Annotated in this window: 17 protein-coding genes and 1 riboswitch; of the genes, 5 read left to right on the top strand and 12 right to left on the bottom strand. The window is 40.3% G+C overall.

Annotation, left to right across the window (positions count from 1 at the left end):
- The first annotated feature begins 71 nt into the window (after nt 1–71).
- Nucleotides 72–488, top strand: a complete 417-nt coding sequence (locus tag J2Z48_RS05065) for a hypothetical protein (RefSeq protein WP_307251499.1) — start codon at nt 72–74, stop codon at nt 486–488.
- Nucleotides 489–559: 71 nt separating this feature from the next.
- On the opposite strand, the gene J2Z48_RS05060 is transcribed toward J2Z48_RS05065, so the two are convergent.
- Genes J2Z48_RS05060 through J2Z48_RS05050 form a run of 3 tightly spaced genes read right to left on the bottom strand, consistent with a single transcriptional unit; the run spans nt 560 to nt 3163 of the window.
- Complete coding sequence (locus J2Z48_RS05060; protein ID WP_307251498.1) at nt 560–1234, bottom strand: polyamine aminopropyltransferase; 675 nt, start codon at nt 1232–1234, stop codon at nt 560–562.
- 44 nt (nt 1235–1278) lie between these two features.
- Nucleotides 1279–2460 (bottom strand): glycosyltransferase family 4 protein, encoded by a 1182-nt coding sequence (locus J2Z48_RS05055; protein ID WP_307251497.1) that lies wholly within the window; start codon nt 2458–2460, stop codon nt 1279–1281.
- A 22-nt stretch (nt 2461–2482) separates the two neighbouring features.
- Complete coding sequence (locus tag J2Z48_RS05050; RefSeq protein ID WP_307251496.1) at nt 2483–3163, bottom strand: glycosyltransferase family protein; 681 nt, start codon at nt 3161–3163, stop codon at nt 2483–2485.
- A gap of 324 nt (nt 3164–3487) precedes the next feature.
- Between J2Z48_RS05050 and J2Z48_RS05045 the strand changes: the two genes are divergently transcribed.
- Nucleotides 3488–4408 (top strand): glycosyltransferase family 4 protein, encoded by a 921-nt coding sequence (locus J2Z48_RS05045; RefSeq protein WP_307251495.1) that lies wholly within the window; start codon nt 3488–3490, stop codon nt 4406–4408.
- Here J2Z48_RS05045 and J2Z48_RS05040 read toward each other — a convergent pair.
- From J2Z48_RS05040 to J2Z48_RS05015, 6 genes are all read right to left on the bottom strand, one after another.
- Entirely contained in the window at nt 4405–5172 is a 768-nt protein-coding gene (locus J2Z48_RS05040; RefSeq protein ID WP_307251494.1) for a glycosyltransferase family 2 protein, read from the bottom strand. The two genes, J2Z48_RS05045 and J2Z48_RS05040, sit on opposite strands and share 4 nt — an antisense overlap.
- Before the next feature lie 37 nt (nt 5173–5209).
- On the bottom strand, nt 5210–6160 hold the full coding sequence (locus tag J2Z48_RS05035; protein WP_307251493.1) for an NAD-dependent epimerase/dehydratase family protein: 951 nt from the start codon (nt 6158–6160) through the stop codon (nt 5210–5212).
- A complete protein-coding gene (locus tag J2Z48_RS05030) occupies nt 6150–6872 on the bottom strand; it encodes a sugar phosphate nucleotidyltransferase (RefSeq protein ID WP_307251492.1) in 723 nt (240 codons plus the stop codon). The genes J2Z48_RS05035 and J2Z48_RS05030 overlap by 11 nt, the downstream gene beginning before the upstream one ends.
- A gap of 29 nt (nt 6873–6901) precedes the next feature.
- Nucleotides 6902–7897: an SDR family NAD(P)-dependent oxidoreductase gene (locus J2Z48_RS05025; RefSeq protein WP_307251491.1), complete on the bottom strand. Its 996-nt coding sequence runs from the start codon at nt 7895–7897 to the stop codon at nt 6902–6904.
- Between the two features lie 146 nt (nt 7898–8043).
- Nucleotides 8044–8739, bottom strand: coding sequence for a class I SAM-dependent methyltransferase (locus J2Z48_RS05020; protein WP_307251490.1), 696 nt, complete (start codon nt 8737–8739; stop codon nt 8044–8046).
- A gap of 126 nt (nt 8740–8865) precedes the next feature.
- A complete protein-coding gene (locus J2Z48_RS05015) occupies nt 8866–9246 on the bottom strand; it encodes a DUF4383 domain-containing protein (protein WP_307251489.1) in 381 nt (126 codons plus the stop codon).
- A gap of 180 nt (nt 9247–9426) precedes the next feature.
- Between J2Z48_RS05015 and J2Z48_RS05010 the strand changes: the two genes are divergently transcribed.
- Nucleotides 9427–10176 (top strand): CAP domain-containing protein, encoded by a 750-nt coding sequence (locus tag J2Z48_RS05010; RefSeq protein ID WP_307251488.1) that lies wholly within the window; start codon nt 9427–9429, stop codon nt 10174–10176.
- A gap of 64 nt (nt 10177–10240) precedes the next feature.
- On the opposite strand, the gene J2Z48_RS05005 is transcribed toward J2Z48_RS05010, so the two are convergent.
- The gene (locus tag J2Z48_RS05005; protein WP_307251487.1) at nt 10241–11683 is read right to left on the bottom strand and encodes an amino acid permease; all 1443 of its coding nucleotides are present in this window, start codon (nt 11681–11683) and stop codon (nt 10241–10243) included.
- A gap of 113 nt (nt 11684–11796) precedes the next feature.
- Nucleotides 11797–12013, bottom strand: a riboswitch (Lysine riboswitch).
- A 162-nt stretch (nt 12014–12175) separates the two neighbouring features.
- Here J2Z48_RS05005 and J2Z48_RS05000 point away from each other — a divergent pair.
- Entirely contained in the window at nt 12176–14581 is a 2406-nt protein-coding gene (locus tag J2Z48_RS05000; protein WP_307251486.1) for a transglycosylase domain-containing protein, read from the top strand.
- A gap of 101 nt (nt 14582–14682) precedes the next feature.
- Here J2Z48_RS05000 and J2Z48_RS04995 read toward each other — a convergent pair whose 3' ends face one another.
- Both J2Z48_RS04995 and J2Z48_RS04990 read right to left on the bottom strand, forming a co-directional pair.
- Nucleotides 14683–14841 (bottom strand): hypothetical protein, encoded by a 159-nt coding sequence (locus J2Z48_RS04995; protein ID WP_307251485.1) that lies wholly within the window; start codon nt 14839–14841, stop codon nt 14683–14685.
- 72 nt (nt 14842–14913) lie between these two features.
- A complete protein-coding gene (locus J2Z48_RS04990) occupies nt 14914–15456 on the bottom strand; it encodes an NADPH-dependent FMN reductase (RefSeq protein WP_307251484.1) in 543 nt (180 codons plus the stop codon).
- Between the two features lie 277 nt (nt 15457–15733).
- Here J2Z48_RS04990 and hemE point away from each other — a divergent pair, with 277 nt between their 5' ends.
- Nucleotides 15734–16765: a uroporphyrinogen decarboxylase gene (gene hemE / locus J2Z48_RS04985; protein ID WP_307251483.1), complete on the top strand. Its 1032-nt coding sequence runs from the start codon at nt 15734–15736 to the stop codon at nt 16763–16765.
- Nucleotides 16766–16770 lie beyond the last annotated feature (5 nt).

Genomic DNA, 16770 nt, shown 5'->3' with positions numbered 1-16770 from the left:
GTTAACCTCGAAAATGGGGAATGGACCGATTAAAAATCCCATTACGATAATCTTAGTATAGGAGGTTCCACTTGAATATACACTTTCAAACTCGCGAACAGTATTTATTTATCCATCGGAACGTTAAACACTTACTTCTTTTGTGGGAAAAAGACCATCGAAAGCACCTTTATCTCGTTACGAAAGAAGAGGGAGAAAATCTAACCCTTCTAGACCCCGGAGAAACGTATCAAGAACATGTCTTTGATGAAATATTGCCGGTATTTTTTCAAGTGTTACATACAGAGTCCGGAACCCTAGCTACCCTTTTAGGAGCCACTTTCCTCTATCATGATCAGTTAGTTGGTATGTACTACAATCCATATCATCCTTCTGAAGACTTATATTTCTTCTATATTCTTGACCAACAGATCAACGAAATTCCGGATGAAGAATATGCCCGAGTTACACAAACATTCACACAAGAATTTCCTGATTATTGTAAATAAAGGAAAGAAAAGGAGTGACTGTATAAACCATTACAGTCGCTCCTTTCTATGGAGAGAATTAACTAATCAAATCATAAACCATTAACGGTATAGTCCTGTCCTTCCCCAATTACTCTAGCATATGGAGGATTCATCGGTTTTTTTTCAACTACTAAAACAGAATCATAATAGTGTAATGAATGTGTGGATTTCGTAATTTCAGTAGGAGGAGGGGTAAATTTCTCATGAAAAAAATGTAGCTGATCAATTAATTTTTTTGAGTACTCCACAAATGTATCCGGTTTTTCTAATGCGCCCCCATATTCAGGCATGTAGCTTGAGTGCAAATCCTCTACCAAGTACACCCCATGTGGGGACATGCTCGAGTAGAGCTCCTGAAATGTAAGAATTTGTTGATGCATGTAATGACCACCGTCATCAATGATGATATCAAATGTAGGGAGAGACGGTTTGATCATACGCCAAAAATTCGGATCTCCTTGATCACCGATTAGAACATGAACTCGCTCCTCCTCAAACGCCTTACATCCAGGATTAATGTCCATACCATATATGGTAGCTTGCTCTCCAAAGTAATGCTTCCACATCGGTAAAGAGCCACCTCTATATATCCCAATCTCTAATACATTCACTGGCTTATCTACAAATTTTGCTAAATGCCGCTCATAGATATCAAAATAATGCACCCATCTTTGTATAATGCGACCTTCTTTATTAGACTCAAGATATTCCATAAGTCTACCCAATTATACCTCTCCTTTCTTTATGAAACAGAAGAAGATTTATCATCCTATGAATACCATGCTAACTTCTCTTCTAACATCCGATACCGCTTATCATACATATCGGGACCAAATTGATGAATAGCTTGTATCTGGTTTCTTTTTCCTACCTGCTGTCGTAGCTCTTCTGATTGCAATAGCGGACGAATCACCTTTCGTAAGGCTTGTGGATTTATATGTTCCGCTAGATATGGTTTATTGAAAGTAGACAAGAAAATTTCTTGCAACCCTCCAGATGGATAAGCGACGACAGGTTTTCCGTGACCCATCCCCTCTAAAGCAGTTAATCCAAAACCCTCAGGCAAAACACTCGGAACTACAACGAGATCAAGAGCCGAATAAACTTTAGAAATATTTTGCACAAATGGAATCCAATGAACCCGATCTTTCAATCGAGCCTTTGTTATATATTCACGAATTTTCCGGAAATGAGCGTTTTTATGGTTAATTGGTTTTGTAGCACGAAGCATGAGATGAATAGAGGGATTTTGCTTCATTAAGGGAGCCATCGCTCGAACCACATGCCATATTCCTTTTTGAACATTTACTTTGATCGAGATCGTCCCAACCACAATACTTGAATGTGGAATCTGATATCTTCTTCGTAGTTGCCGATGCATTTTTTCAGATCGTGAGACATTATGGTCCAATTCATTCCAACACGGATATAAGCAATGCATTTTATGATCAGGGTACCCTCTCAAACGAAAAGGCTCGAGCACACTTTCAGAAATACCGATTATGACCGGCTCTACTCCTTGAACAAGCGAAAACCATTGTTCTTTATAATGGGGAACATGTTCTTGTAAAAACCAAATGAGGGGGATATTTTCTTCTTTTGCAATGATCGCAGGAAGCAAATTAACAGAGGTATTTACCACAATATAATCAGGGCGTAGCCTTTGTATCATAGTCCGAATCGCCTCATCTTCACCTTGAGAGCGAATATAATCAAGTTCCATTTGGAAATCGCCCTGTACATCTTTCACACTCCACACAGCCGAGTACCGGCAAAATAAGGTGGGGATATTAAGTCTATCTACTTGTCTAGACAACTCTCCACTTTGCGGAAAAATGCATAGGCAATCGTGCTTCTCGCTCATTTTCTGGATCAATTGAAACATCGTTTTCTCTGCACCTGAAATCGCATTTTCCTGACATATATGAGAAAAGAATGCAATTTTCTTCATGGATGCCACCTTTCTAAAGGGACTATTCAACCCCCATTTCGCGCTTGATAAAGTCTAAATAATGGCTTTCAAAAATTTTCCGACACCGCTCATATTCAATCACACACATCACGTGATCGATATAGTGCATAGTCCATGGAGACATTCCCGCTTGATTGATAACCCCTACCTTGTACCCTAACTTATAGAATTCAAGTGCTTGTGAGTAATCGTAGAAATGAAAGCCATCTAATATATCGGAGCGCCATGTAAGATCGTATTGTGTAATAAGAATGTACCCATCTAATACCTTAATGGGTGTAATCTCTCCTGGTTCCTCTCTACATTGTATATGGTGGCAACCTCCATGAGGACCCACACACAATAACTGTCCTACCGCATCATCCTTTATAAAATGATAAAGAGAATTTTGACCATAAAAACCTAACATCGCATATTCTTTATTTCTTTCGAATAATGAAACAAATGATGAGATAAAGTCTGGATAAAAAATAAAACAATCCTGATGAAGATAAACTTTATATTTTGCAGGATGGGTTACTGCCTTGTTATATCCTTCAAAAATGCTTTTTGTACCTCTGATGGGAAATAACTCTATCTTATATCCTTCGGGGACTTTTAAACTTTCAATATGACTTACACATCGAGCATATAATTCTTCTCTACTTACACATGTAACAAATAAGATAGTACGATCATCCATATGCAACCCTCCGGTATGTCTGCATACATATTTATTCTCATTTGCTCATCAGTTCATGATCAATCTATGTATTCTATGATATCCATGAAAATATGTTTGTATCAAAACCTATACAACTCCATATTGAGTACATCAATCTACTAGCCTCACATTTTTCTACTGTATTCATATACTAACAGAAAATAAGCGGATATATTTTCAATATGTATTGTTTTGGGGGGAAGCAAATTGAAAGTCGTGATTCCTGTAATCAATTTAAGCATAAGTGGCGGATGTAAGGTACTATCCCAGCTTGCCCATGGTCTCGTACAAGCTGCCCATGAAGTGGAGATTGTAATCCCGAATAATGCTCCCATTCATTACCCTATCCCCTGTAAAATAACACGAGTTCCAGAAATTAGCAGGCAATATATACCCCAAGGGGATATCATTCTAGCAAATTATTATAAAACATTTGAGGCATGTTACGAAGCTTGGCCACAACAATGCGTAAGATACACCATGGGATACGAACCCCATTATGTACCTGATAAAGAATATGCCATTTCTCTTTACCAAAAAAAAGTACCCACTATTACGATTTCCAGGTGGCTACAAAATAATTTATGGAAGGATACTGCTCAAATAAGCACTATTATTTCTCCAGGACTCGATTTAAATATATATAAACCTCGTGAAAAAAAGTCCATTCGGCCTAGAGAAATGCGCAAAATATTATACATCGCCAGAAATCCCGCAGCCCAAATTAAGGGGTATCATGACTTTATCGAGAGTATGGAAATCGTGAAAAGAAAGAGTAAAGTACCATTCAAAGTATTTTTTATTTGCCCTGAAAAAAATATCATCCCGACTCATATTCCACATAAATGTTTTCGCCCTGTGTCCGAACACGCCATGGCCGACCTATACCAAAAAGCTGATTTATTTGTCTCTACATCATGGGTTGAAGGATTTTCTCTCCCCCCACTAGAGGCCATGGCATGTGGAACTCCCGTCGTAACAACAAATTCTGGAGGAGTCACCGATTTTTGCATCCAAAAAAGAACAGCAGTCCTTGTGAAAAAACAAAACCCTCAATCAATTGCAAATGGAATTCTTAGTGTATTGCACAACCAAAAGCTAGCAAATCAACTAGCCTTTCATGGTCTGCAAATGGCACAAAAATTTTCACTAGAACAGTTCACTCAAAGTATGATTCGTACTTTCCAAGAGATTATCGCGACTCGACAATCAGCAAATTATTAACTTGGGATATCGAGAGGTAAATCTGGATCCCTGTTCCATTTTTTCATAAAGTATTCACGATTCTCTTGTGATAACTTCCTAGCCAACTCATCCGAATCTTTTTGAATAAAGCTTTTGCTCCCAAAATGATGGACATAGGTATCGCCAGCGATCATACATTTATAACCTGCTAGACGAATGCGATAAGTAAAATCAATATCTTCGTAATAGCCCATACCAAAGTTTTCATCCAATTCGCCCACCGTATTCCAAATTTTTCGTGGAAAAACAAGACAAAATCCAGACAATCGATCTGATACTTTCCACTTTGCTACATTTTGACGGTTAAATTTTTTACAAAACATATGAATATCACGTGCTCGTTTCAAATCCGTTTGGAGGTATTGATCGGGTAAAACATAGTTGGATAAGGGGGCTGCTACGCCACACAAGGGTCGATCTTTCAATACACGTAAAATATTGGCTAACCATCTATAAGAAGGCAGTGTGTCGTTATTTATCGTTGCCAGATACTTTCCTTTTGCCATTCGAAAGCCTTGATTTAATGATGCTGAAAACCCATTTCTAAAAGAATTATCAATTTGTTTAACTGTAGGAAATTCCTTTATTAATTTTTGTCCTGTTCCATCTGTTGAGGCATTATTCACGACAATCACTTCAATCGGAACACGTGTATGTCTAAAGAGTGATCGCAAACACATTTGGGTCACAGGCCATTGATTATGAACTGGAATCACGATACTGGTCAAATTATGATTAGACATCCGTAAACCCCCTTCATCATCAAGTCAAAAAATGATCTCACAAAATCATTTCTTTCCAAATATCCGACAACGTTTCCCTCAGTGTATAAGTAGGCTTCCAACCCGTAGATCTCCTGATTTTTTCATAGCTTCCTATAAAACAATCCTGACCTGTAGTAGAGGAAGCGGTATTTTGAGTTATAACCTTAATGGGATGTTGAATCACTTCTTCCCAAGCAGAAACCAGCTCTAAGACAGCGACTCCTTTTTGTGAACAGATTTGATAGCAATCTCCAACGCATTTGCTTGCCTTCTCAGAAAGCATAAACAAAGCCTGTACAGCATCCCTCACATCCACATAATCTCGAATCCCACCTAAACTACGTAAATGAATGGTTATAGGCAACTCTTCAAATGGATATTGCTCTTTTAATTGCTGAGCAATCCATGGTATAATTCCTTCCTTTGCTCCAGGTCCGATGAGATTAAAAGGACGAACACAAATAATAGGTAGATGATGTTTTCTAGCAAACCACTGTGCACTACTCATTACCAAATGCTTACTCCACCCATACAAGCTAGTTGGCTCCACAATCGAACTTTCTGTTATCGCAAGCTCTTTTTGCGCTTGATATTCCATAGCTGTTCCGATCATGAAAACACTTTCTAACGAATCTAGCTTCCGTTTCCGAAGCGAATCCAGAAGTAAAAGAGATGCATACACATTATCTTTCCAAACATTTGAGCAGTCGATATCTGCACGATTTTCTCCAGCTAAATGATAGATTCTTTTCCAAGGACGTTGGCGAAGAACGGTATCCATCTCTTTCGAATGAGTCAAGTCAGCCACTTGATAGTGAACACGTGAATGTTGTACAACCTTTTCTCTCGAAATAGAACGTCCAATTGCTACAATCTGTGTTTTTCCTTCTTCCAAGTACCTTTGAATCAAATGCTGTGCCACAAATCCATTTGCTCCTGTAATAAAAATCCAATGATCACGATCCATGCCCAAATTCTCCTGGAAGGATTTGATCTTTAAGCTGCTCAAAGATTTGATTCGCTGTTTCGTAGTCATGTGGCTTTCCAATATCCATCCAAAATGAGTCAGTATGGTGATGAGTTACCCTCTTTTTATGATCAAGCAATGTATAGATCAAATCAGGAATATCAAATTTTTCTTTTTTAGGAATATACTTAAAAGCTTCTTTATTAATGATATATATACCCATACTTACTAATGAATGGTTTGTTGGTTTTTCTACAATCTGAAGGACTCTTTCGCCTTGTACCTCTAATACTCCAAAATCGATTGGCACTTCAATCTCATGTGAAGCAATGGTTAACATCGATTTTTGATTGATATGTTTGTCATAAAAATCTCGGAAATGAAGATTTGTTAGAACATCGCAATTCATAACCAGCATCGATTCCTGTTCACACGATACATCACGAAGCGACCCTGCTGTCCCTAGAGGAATATCTTCCTCTAGATAATCAATCTCCAGTCCCCATTTTTCGCCATTTTCAAAGTAGTTTTGAATCATTGTGGCGAGATATCCACAAGTCATCGTTATGCGGCGAAACCCATAATACCGGCACTGTCTCACCAGGATATCTAATAAAGGAATCCCATCAATAGGAAGTAATCCTTTAGGAAGAACATGAGTATAAGGACGCATCCGCTCGCCTTTACCGCCCGTCATAATAACAGCATGCATCGAATCCTCTCCTCCTGAAATACTTTTGTTTATACTACATACTGATCAGGACGATATCCCTCAGGGTTTGAACAAATCCATTCGACCGTTTTCTCTAACCCCTCTCGTAATGAGATCTGTGGTGCCCAACCCATCACTCTAAGTGCTTTCGATGAATCGGAGCAAAGACGGTCCACTTCACTCTTAGGTGGTCGTAAACGCTCATCAGCCACTCGGATGGGGAGTTCTCTTCCGATTATTTGTTGAATATAAATAGCAAGCTCCTCGATACGAATCTCCTTTCCAGATCCTGCATTTACTGTTGTACCTATAGCCTGTTCACTAGTAGCTGCGTGAATAAACGCTCTTGCCGTATCTTGAACATAAGTAAAGTCTCTAGTTGCATCTAAGTTTCCTAGGACGATCTCATCTCGATGGAGAGCTTGATTAATAATGGTTGGGATCACTGCTCTCATAGATTGACGTGGTCCATACGCATTAAAAGGTCTCACTGTTACTACTGGTAAATCAAAAGAACAATAAAAGCTTTCTACACATTTATCTGCACCAATTTTACTAGCCGAATAAGGAGATTGCCCTTGGAGAGGATGAGATTCAGATATCGGAACTATTTGAGCTGAACCATATACCTCACTCGTAGAGGTATGTACCATTCTTGATATCCCATACTCACGAACGGCTTGTGCCACATGCAACGTACCCAGAACATTTGTTTGAAATACATCTGTTGGGTTCTGATATGAATACGGAATGGCGATTAATGCTCCCAAGTGCATCACTATCTCTTGATTCCGTACAGCACCTCGGACCGCATCTTGATCTTTTAGATCCCCTGCATAAAAACAGATTTCACTTTGCACTTCTTTGGAAACCCGATCCAACCACCCTCTATGTCCATTGGAGTTATAGTGAATGAAAGCCGTAACATCTGCCCCAAGTCCCACCAATCCTTCTACTAGATGGCTTCCGATAAAGCCCCCTGCACCTGTTACCAGTACACGCTTTCCATTCCATGTCACTCTCATCCACTCCCTACATAATCAGTTTTACATTTTATTCCGTAAAACTGGGATGACCACAAAAAAATGAAGAAAACAATTTCTTTTATAAATAAAAAAGCTGAGACATGAGAAATCTCAGCTTTTCACCATTGTGCAATGATACTGCTTTTTTATAACCCTGATCCTTCTATCAATTTTTTAATTTTTATATCTTTCTTATGATTGCTAGGTATTAGAATTCCTAGTCCCCCTAACGTCAGTGCGCGGTGAAAAGTAAGTTTGAAGTTAGTCTCCTTTAAAAAGTCCTCAATTGCGGTTAAAACTCCGTTCTTTTCACCATTTTCATATAAAGCATTATTTAAGTGATTATTACAACCTCCATCTACTAATTCAGAAACACCTGGCAACATGCCTCTTTTTGCATAAGGGTGTCGGTAAGCTTCTGGAATCGTCTCAGGTATATAGTACATATCTCGTCTACCGTAGGGCCATTCTGTGTCGTGAAAGAAGACAAGAGGGAATCTTTCTATTTTTTCCGCCCTACGTTTAATCACACTCAACTCATGAAAAACAGTGTACCAATTATGATCACCATCGATTAGTACTGCATCATATTGGCTGATCTTAGGTAGAGCGGTTAAACTAGTTAAGCGTCTCATTTTCATATGACGATGATAGTTCTTCTTTAGCCCACCCACATCAAACTTGGGATAAGGATCAATAATATAGGCTGTTCCGTTCATTTCTCGGCAGTAATCGAGAATTTTCACTGTGTTTATTCCTTCATCAGCGCCAATTTCTACAACTGTTTTCGCTTTTTCCATCTTGAGAATCGGCTTAATAATTTTCTCCCAAAATGGATGCATAGAAAACACCTCCTATATATCTTATTCAAACGATTACTAGATTGATATGATTTCGCATCTATTTTGTATGTAATCATAAAAAAAGAGAGCATACGCCCTCTTTCAACGTTTTATTTGATTAACTAACTATGCTTGCTCATCTTTATTTGAGGAAGAAGTAGCATTACACTCACACTTACAAAAGCCCGCACACAGAGATACGAGCGCTAAAACCCCCATGATGATTTCATTCGTAAGAGTCGCTTGCATGACTCCAAATACATTATCTGTAAATAAGCCAACCACTGCTAAGAGCGCATAAACTACTCCAAGTACTCGCGCTCCCATTTTACTCATTTCCTCTGATGAAGAGGTAGCTAGCCAAGCAATCCCTGTTAAAACGTACAGTAAATTGCTCCACAAGCTTGGGGCTACAGCTTCTGTGACCATTCCTGAAGCAGGGAGAAAGAAACCAATAATCCCCCACACCAACGATAAACCACCAAGACAAACCGCATGCTTCTTCATAAACGAACCCTCCATTCTTGATTCAACAGACAGAATAAAGTGCTCTACAATTTATGAGCGTAATGCCCTTTATATTCGTAAAAATCATTTCCATTTTAAGGATTCTAATATTTTCCTTATTTTTTTCTGTTCTTTGCATATAGAATAGTATATAGATTGCCGAAAGGAGTAAACACGATAATGAAACGTATTCTTCCTATTGTAACATCTGTTCTAATCTTCTCTTTTGCTATAGTTGCTTGTACTTCAGCGGCTGATTCTGGAGGAAACAAAACCCCGACCACGTCCACTGACACAACCCAAGCAGCACCTGTACCTACTGAAACGGCTAGCTCTTTATCTACCAATCCGAGTGACCCAGCCAAGGCCGAGGCTAATGGTAAAGAAGAGAGTAAAAGCAATACGGCTGATGCAAACCAAAAAGAGAAAACCGCAAAGCCAACAAACAGTAAGACAGAAAGTCCTACTACCCCTAAAGCACCTACAACACCAGAAAAAAGCAAAACACCTGCCAAGCCAACACCAGAAACCCCTAGTAACAGTTCTTTATCCTCTGCTGAGCAGGAAGTTGTTCGATTAGTTAATATTGAACGACAAAAAGCTGGATTACATCCCTTAGTGGCTGATACTAAAATTTCCTCCGTTGCAAGAGTAAAGTCACAAGACATGATCGACAATCGTTATTTTAATCATCAGTCACCTAGATATGGTTCTCCATTTGATATGATGAGTCAGTTTGGAATTCGTTATCGCACTGCTGGTGAAAACATTGCAGGCGGACAATCCACTCCAGCCGAAGTAATGAAGAGTTGGATGAATAGCCCGGGTCATCGAGCAAACATCTTATCCAGAGATTTCACCAAAATAGGAGTCGGATTTGCCAAAGGCGGATCTTATGGTGTGTACTGGACTCAACAATTTACTGGATAATATACCATCATGAAAAACACCGCTACTAAGAGGTTGCTCTCTTAATACCGGTGTTTGTTTTAACCTATTTTCTACTTAGATCGCACTCTACTAACGGAACCACTTTCGTACGGTTAACTATTTTATATCCCAACCAAACGAATAGGAACAATGGTAACCCGATATAGGAAGCAGTCACTCCATACCAATCAATCTTATCTTCTAAAAAGGCTTGATAGTTTTGACCAAACATTACGATTGTACATAAGACAAACGCAAACAGAGAACCGAAAGGAAAAAATCGTGCCCGGTACGGTAGTTCACTTAAGCTTCGTCCCTGTGCTTTAAATGCTTTACGGAAACGGTAATGGCTAAGTGCAATGCCAAACCAAGCAATAAAGCCTGATAATCCCGATGCATTTAACAACCATGTATATACAACTCCATCCCCAAACAAAGAAGCAATAAAAGCTAACGCCCCAACAGCCGCTGTAGCAAATAACGCAGCTACTGGTACTCCATAACGATTTACTTTTGCTAGGAAACGAGGCGCTTTTCCCTCTTTCGCAAGGGTGTACAGCATACGAGTCGAGGCATACATCCCTGAGTTTCCTGCTGACAAGACTGCTGTTAGGATAATCGCATTCATCGCAGAAGCGGCAAAAGCGAGACCTGCATTTTTAAACACCAGCGTAAAAGGACTAACGGCTACATTTTCAACTTCGTTACTTAATAAATTTGGATCTGTATGTGGAATGAGAACGCCAATAATTGCGATCGCTACAACATAGAACAATAAAATGCGCCAAAAAATACTTTTGACTGCACGCGGGATATTTTTCTCTGGTGCTTCACTTTCACCAGCCGCTACTCCTATTAACTCAGTCCCTTGGAAGCTAAAACCAGCTACCATAAAGACTCCGACAACTGCTAAAATTCCCCCATTAAATGGAGCTTCTCCTGCCGTCAGATTGCTCCAACCAGCCGTATGTCCCTCTAGAATTCCAAAGATCATCGCCAATCCAAGTACAATGAAAATAATAACAGTAGCCACTTTAATAAAAGCAAACCAAAACTCCGACTCCCCAAACCCTTTTACAGATAAGAGATTAAGTCCGATGATTAACAATAGAAAAAGTCCACTCCAAAGCAAAGAAGAACTTCCCGGAAACCAAAACTTCATAATCAAAGCGGCTGCTACTAATTCAAACGCAAGCGTAATCGCCCAGTTGTACCAATAATTCCAGCCTAATGCAAATCCAAAAGCAGGATCTACATAACGCGTTCCATACGTACTAAATGAACCTGAAACCGGTAAATAGGAAGCCATTTCCCCTAAAGCTGTCATTAAGAAGTAAACCATAATTCCTACGATCACATAAGCAAGCAGTGCCCCACCTGCGCCTGCATTTGCAATCGAAGCTCCACTCGCTATGAAAAGACCTGTTCCGATTGATCCACCGATCGCAATCATGGATAGTTGACGAGCATTTAGCCCTCTACGTAATTGATTCTCATTGGTTGACATAAAAATAACCCTCTCCCTGCCGTTCGTGTTTATCACGCGAAAGCTGGTTTGGGCATAAAAATAACCGCCAACAAATACAGACGGTAGGATTTCTTCTACCCGCACCAAACATTCACGAAGATAGCTCAACACAAACCATATGCGACATGGTTTGTGACAGTCCTGTCCCTATTCGGTAACAGTCCCAGCAACACTACATGAGAGTATGTAGGTTACTTCGGCGGTTGTGCCTTTCCTATGTAGTCCTTGATGTTTACTACGACGTAAGCTGTGTCGAAACTCTCCATCTCATACAAAGTACTCTTCAAAACCGCGACCTCTACCTCACCTTTATTTGATGAGGGTTGAAATATATAATCCATTTAGGATATCTGAAATAATTCTACACGAACATAAAAAATCCTGCAATAACTATTTCATGTAGACTTAATTTTTGATATATGTGGCATGCTATTTATAGGTATTTATAACATGAAAAATTAGGGGATCAAGATGGATAAATCGCAGAGAAGGACAAACAGACCTAGACGAAAAAAGCGGAAATTGATTTTCATAGCTCTATTAACGATTGTCCTTTTGATAGCAGGTGGTATTACAGCTGTCATCGTACAAGGAAAAACGTTTGACCTTGATCAATTGGGCAATATCCAAAATAACTCTGCCATCTACGACCTCGATGGGACCAAAGTGGCGGAACTCGGAAATTTTCAGCGAGAAATCGTTTCTCTAAGTAATATCAAAAAAACGAACCCCCTTCTCCCTCAAGCATTCCTCAAAGTGGAAGATGTCCGATATTATCAGCACAACGGCATTGATTTTTACGCATTAGGGCGAGCTGTTTACGCCAACATCATCCAACGCGAAAAAGCCCAAGGGGCCAGCACGATTACGATGCAAGTAGCTGGAAATGTAATCCTCGAAGATCGCCGCAAAACCTATGTCCGGAAGGTCAAAGAAATCGCTACAGCTTGGAATTTGGAACAAAAATATAATAAAGATCAGATTTTGGAAGCGTATTTGAATTACATTTACTTCGGCAATAACGTCAGAGGAATTCAGATGGCTTCTAAAATTTATTTCGGAAAAGATGTAACGAAAGATCGTCTCACCATTCCAGAAATTGCTTTCTTAGCGGGTTTGCCCAAGGCTCCCGAAGCGTACAATCCATATGCCTCCGAGAAGTCCGCTCAAAGAGCAATCGAACGGCGCAAAACGGTGTTAACCGAAATGGCTGAGAAAAATGAGATGAATCCACTCATCACCGAAGAAGAGAAACAAAAAGCCTTACGCCAGCCCCTCGGGACGGATGAAAAGTATCTCGTCCGCTATGGCAAAAAAGATAGCTATCAACCGTATAAACAATTTGTGTTGAAGGAATTAACAGAGCGTTTTGGCATCATCCCCTCGGATGTAGAAAGTCGTGGATTTCGAATATACACGGGGATTAACACTCGGGCACAAGCAGAAACGGATCGCGTCCTCAAACAAGACTCCACATATAAAAAACGCGACATTTTAGATGGGGGCTCTGCCACAATCGATCCTAAAACAGGTCTTATTGCCGCGATCGGAGGCGGTCGTCACTACGAAGGTCAAGGTTTTCGCATTAACGGACAACTTCCGATTCAACCAGGATCGGCCATTAAGCCTTTAACGGTTTATGCACCCGCCATCGAAAAATCAGGTGGCGACATCAACGAATACACCATTATTCCAGACCGTGCTATTACCATTAATGGATACAGTCCTCGTAACTATGATCGCACCTTTCGGGGTGATGTACCGCTGTCCGAAGTGGTAAAAAACTCCCTAAATGCGGCTACCGTTTGGTTGCTTGACAATAAAGTTGAAGTTTCAAATGCTTTTCAAACCGCTCAAAAGCTTGGTCTTCCACTTGAAGCAGCTGACAAGAATATTGCACCCCTTGCCTTAGGTGGGCTTACAAAAGGAGTAAGTCCCCTGCAACTTGCCCAAGCGTATACTGCTTTAGCTAACAATGGAGTCGTCATAAAAGCACATGCAGTAAGAGAAGTGAAAGTGACTGAAAACGGAGTCGAGCAGAGCATTCGTCCACAATCCGAGCCAGAGAAAAAGCGAGTTTTTAGTCCCAAAACTGCCTACTACATGACCCGCATTCTAGAGCAAGTAGTAGAAAGTGGAACAGGACGCTCGGCACAACTTGGAGGCGGACGACCGGCCGCTGGGAAAACAGGAACAACCAATAACAACATAGCCGCTTGGTTTGCAGGTTATACACCCCAGTACGTAACCGTTGCCATGGTATACAACACGAGTAAAACACCCTTAGAAAATCAAGTAGACGATTTAACAGGCGGACATTATGCCACTACTATTTTCAAAAGTGTCATGGACAAAGCATTATCAGGGGTTCCCGTTGTAGGGTTTGCCAAACCATCTGGGGTCGAAGCACCTACTCCTCCTTATACATTCCAAGCCCCACAGTTACAAGCAACCTATAGCAAAGAGCATCAAGCGATACAAGTAAATTGGAGTAGTTCTTCCGAGCAAGCTACCTATCAATTACAACGCTCCGAAGATGGGAATAACTTTAGCACGATCTTCGAGGGAGCCGAAACAAGCTATACCGATCAAAACATCCAGATTCCCGGCTACAACCTCACGGGTGGTCAAACAAAAGTCTACTATTACCGTGTCAACGCCATCGATTCCCAGACCGGCGAGCAACATACCTCTGCATCTGTAAAAGTAGAGATCAATTCTACTACACAATCTAGACAACAACAGCAACCAGATCAACGGCCTAAACCATTTCCGTCTAGACAGCCCGAGCAAGCTCCATCCAATCAAGAACGTCCTAACAGACAACCTAATCAAGGAAATCAGCAACAACCTCAAGAAAATCAACAAAATCCTTGATCGACCATTTCAGTAACAACAAAAGCGATCACTAGTTTAGGAAACTAGTGATCGCTTTTTACTACATATCACTTGTGATCAAGTGGCATTTATGATTATTCTTACTGGAACATTTGTTGTAATTTCTGTAAGTCCATCTCTTTTGCTTTCTTTGCTTCTTCAGCTAAAGTAACTTCTTTAATATCGCCGATATACTTCGCAGATACTTTTTCCTTCACATGGGCGGAATCACCATCTACTTCGGCATTCCCTGTGAACAAGAAAATAAAATGTATCCCCTACCTCAAATTAGGCAGGGGATATTTCACATTTCAGTAAGTAAGGATATAAGCTTAAAGAACCTTACTAGCAGAAACCGCCTTCGTAAAAGTAACTAGTTCCTCGATCACCCCACGGAATCGTTTATCTGCCCCATCTGCTAATTGTCCACTTTCGGTTAAGTCAGCTGGGTCAATGACGACTTGTTGGGGCAATCCAACCCCAAGTATCCCACGAATAACCGTGCGTACATTATTGAGCGCATTGATACCGCCTTTTCCACCCCCTCCTGCTGCAGCAATAGAAACAGGCTTTTGACGAAAATAGGATGCCCCAAGGAAATCGAGAGCATTTTTCAATGCTCCACTCATAGCGCTATGATATTCAGGGGTAAGGATTAAAAATGCATCTGCTTGACTGGCATAATCACGCAACTTTTGAACTGTTGGATGTAGCTCTTCTCCTTCTGCCCCTGAGTAAAGCGGGAGAATATCATGCCCTACATCAAAAAAAGTAACATCTGCCCCTAGTTCACTGAGATATTTCACACCGAGATTTGCTACCTTTCTTGTATTCGACTCAACTCTAGCACTCCCACTTATCACCAATATTTGCAAACCGAAATTCCTCCTATGAACAAAATTATTTTTTGATACCATCATAGCACGATCTTGTCTCAAATTTCGATTTCTATCCCATACTAAATAAGGTAGATTTATAACAGAAAAAACCGAACTCACTTACTTTACGACAGTTTGTTCAAGATACTGATATAGTAAGTTTGAAAATGGTATGATATTATGCGATTGACTATTATCCTATAAGATTATCTATCAACTATACATTTTTCCTTTTCCTACATAACTGTATAGCTGGTGAAAAGGTGGATTTTGAATGAGCAAACCATTTAACGATGCATTCTTAAAAGCTTGTCGAAAAGAACAAACTCCGCATGTTCCAGTGTGGTATATGCGCCAAGCCGGCAGATACCAACCAGAATACCGTGAGATTCGTAAGAAATATACGTTCTTCGAAATGAGTGAGATCCCAGAAGTTTGTGCAGAAGTAACTCGTCTTCCTGTCGAGCAACTCGGGGTAGACGCGGCTATTTTATTTGCAGATATTATGACTCCCCTACAACACATCGGCGTAGATGTCGAGATTCGCTCAGGGGTTGGACCCGTCATCGATAACCCAATCCGTTCTGAAAAAGATGTGGAACGTTTAACAGAGATTGATCCTGAAACACATGTGGCAACCACATTGGAAGCAATTCGCATCTTGAATCAACAACTATCCGTACCGTTGATTGGCTTTGCAGGTGCTCCTTTTACATTGGCAAGCTATATGATTGAAGGCGGACCATCTAAAAATTATCATAAAACCAAAGCCTTTATGTATGCAGAACCTGTCGCATGGAAAGCCTTGATGGAGAAGCTAGGTGCGATGACCATCTCCTATCTAAAGGCCCAAGTGAAAGCAGGAGCACATGCCATCCAGGTATTTGACTCTTGGGTTGGTGCGCTAAACGAGCAAGATTATCAGCTATATGTTGCACCGATCATGCACAAGATTTTCCAAGCTCTAAAAGAAACGGGTGTACCAACCATCTATTTTGGAATTGGAACAGGACATCTGCTTACTGAATGGAACAAGCTTCCGGTAGATGTACTTGGACTAGACTGGCGCACATCGATTCAGCAAGCACGGGCAAAAGGCATCAACAAAGCGCTACAAGGAAACCTAGATCCTTCCCTTCTACTCGGGCCTTGGGAAGTCATTCAGGAACGAGCAAAAGCTATTTTGGATCAAGGGATGGAACAACCTGGTTATATCTTTAACTTAGGACACGGCATTTTCCCAGATGTACCTGTGGAAAATCTACAAAAACTAACTGCTTTTATCCATGAATATACAAAGAGGTAATCGAT

The organism is Croceifilum oryzae (assembly GCF_030814315.1).
Lineage (GTDB): Bacteria > Bacillota > Bacilli > Thermoactinomycetales > Thermoactinomycetaceae > Baia > Baia oryzae.
The sequence above is the reverse complement of the archived record's forward strand: the minus strand, read 5'-3'. Positions and strand labels throughout refer to the sequence as shown.

Excerpts from the sequence above, each read along its gene's own strand:
- J2Z48_RS05055 (WP_307251497.1), bottom strand. The coding sequence starts at position 2,460 with ATGAAGAAAATTGCATTCTTTTCTCATATATGTCAGGAAAATGCGATT.
- J2Z48_RS05050 (WP_307251496.1), bottom strand. The coding sequence starts at position 3,163 with ATGGATGATCGTACTATCTTATTTGTTACATGTGTAAGTAGAGAAGAA.
- J2Z48_RS05040 (WP_307251494.1), bottom strand. The coding sequence starts at position 5,172 with ATGTCTAATCATAATTTGACCAGTATCGTGATTCCAGTTCATAATCAA.
- J2Z48_RS05035 (WP_307251493.1), bottom strand. The coding sequence starts at position 6,160 with ATGGATCGTGATCATTGGATTTTTATTACAGGAGCAAATGGATTTGTG.
- J2Z48_RS05030 (WP_307251492.1), bottom strand. The coding sequence starts at position 6,872 with ATGCATGCTGTTATTATGACGGGCGGTAAAGGCGAGCGGATGCGTCCT.
- J2Z48_RS05025 (WP_307251491.1), bottom strand. The coding sequence starts at position 7,897 with ATGAGAGTGACATGGAATGGAAAGCGTGTACTGGTAACAGGTGCAGGG.
- J2Z48_RS05020 (WP_307251490.1), bottom strand. The coding sequence starts at position 8,739 with ATGCATCCATTTTGGGAGAAAATTATTAAGCCGATTCTCAAGATGGAA.
- J2Z48_RS05015 (WP_307251489.1), bottom strand. The coding sequence starts at position 9,246 with ATGAAGAAGCATGCGGTTTGTCTTGGTGGTTTATCGTTGGTGTGGGGG.
- J2Z48_RS05010 (WP_307251488.1), top strand. The coding sequence starts at position 9,427 with ATGAAACGTATTCTTCCTATTGTAACATCTGTTCTAATCTTCTCTTTT.
- J2Z48_RS05005 (WP_307251487.1), bottom strand. The coding sequence starts at position 11,683 with ATGTCAACCAATGAGAATCAATTACGTAGAGGGCTAAATGCTCGTCAA.
- J2Z48_RS05000 (WP_307251486.1), top strand. The coding sequence starts at position 12,176 with ATGGATAAATCGCAGAGAAGGACAAACAGACCTAGACGAAAAAAGCGG.
- hemE (WP_307251483.1), top strand. The coding sequence starts at position 15,734 with ATGAGCAAACCATTTAACGATGCATTCTTAAAAGCTTGTCGAAAAGAA.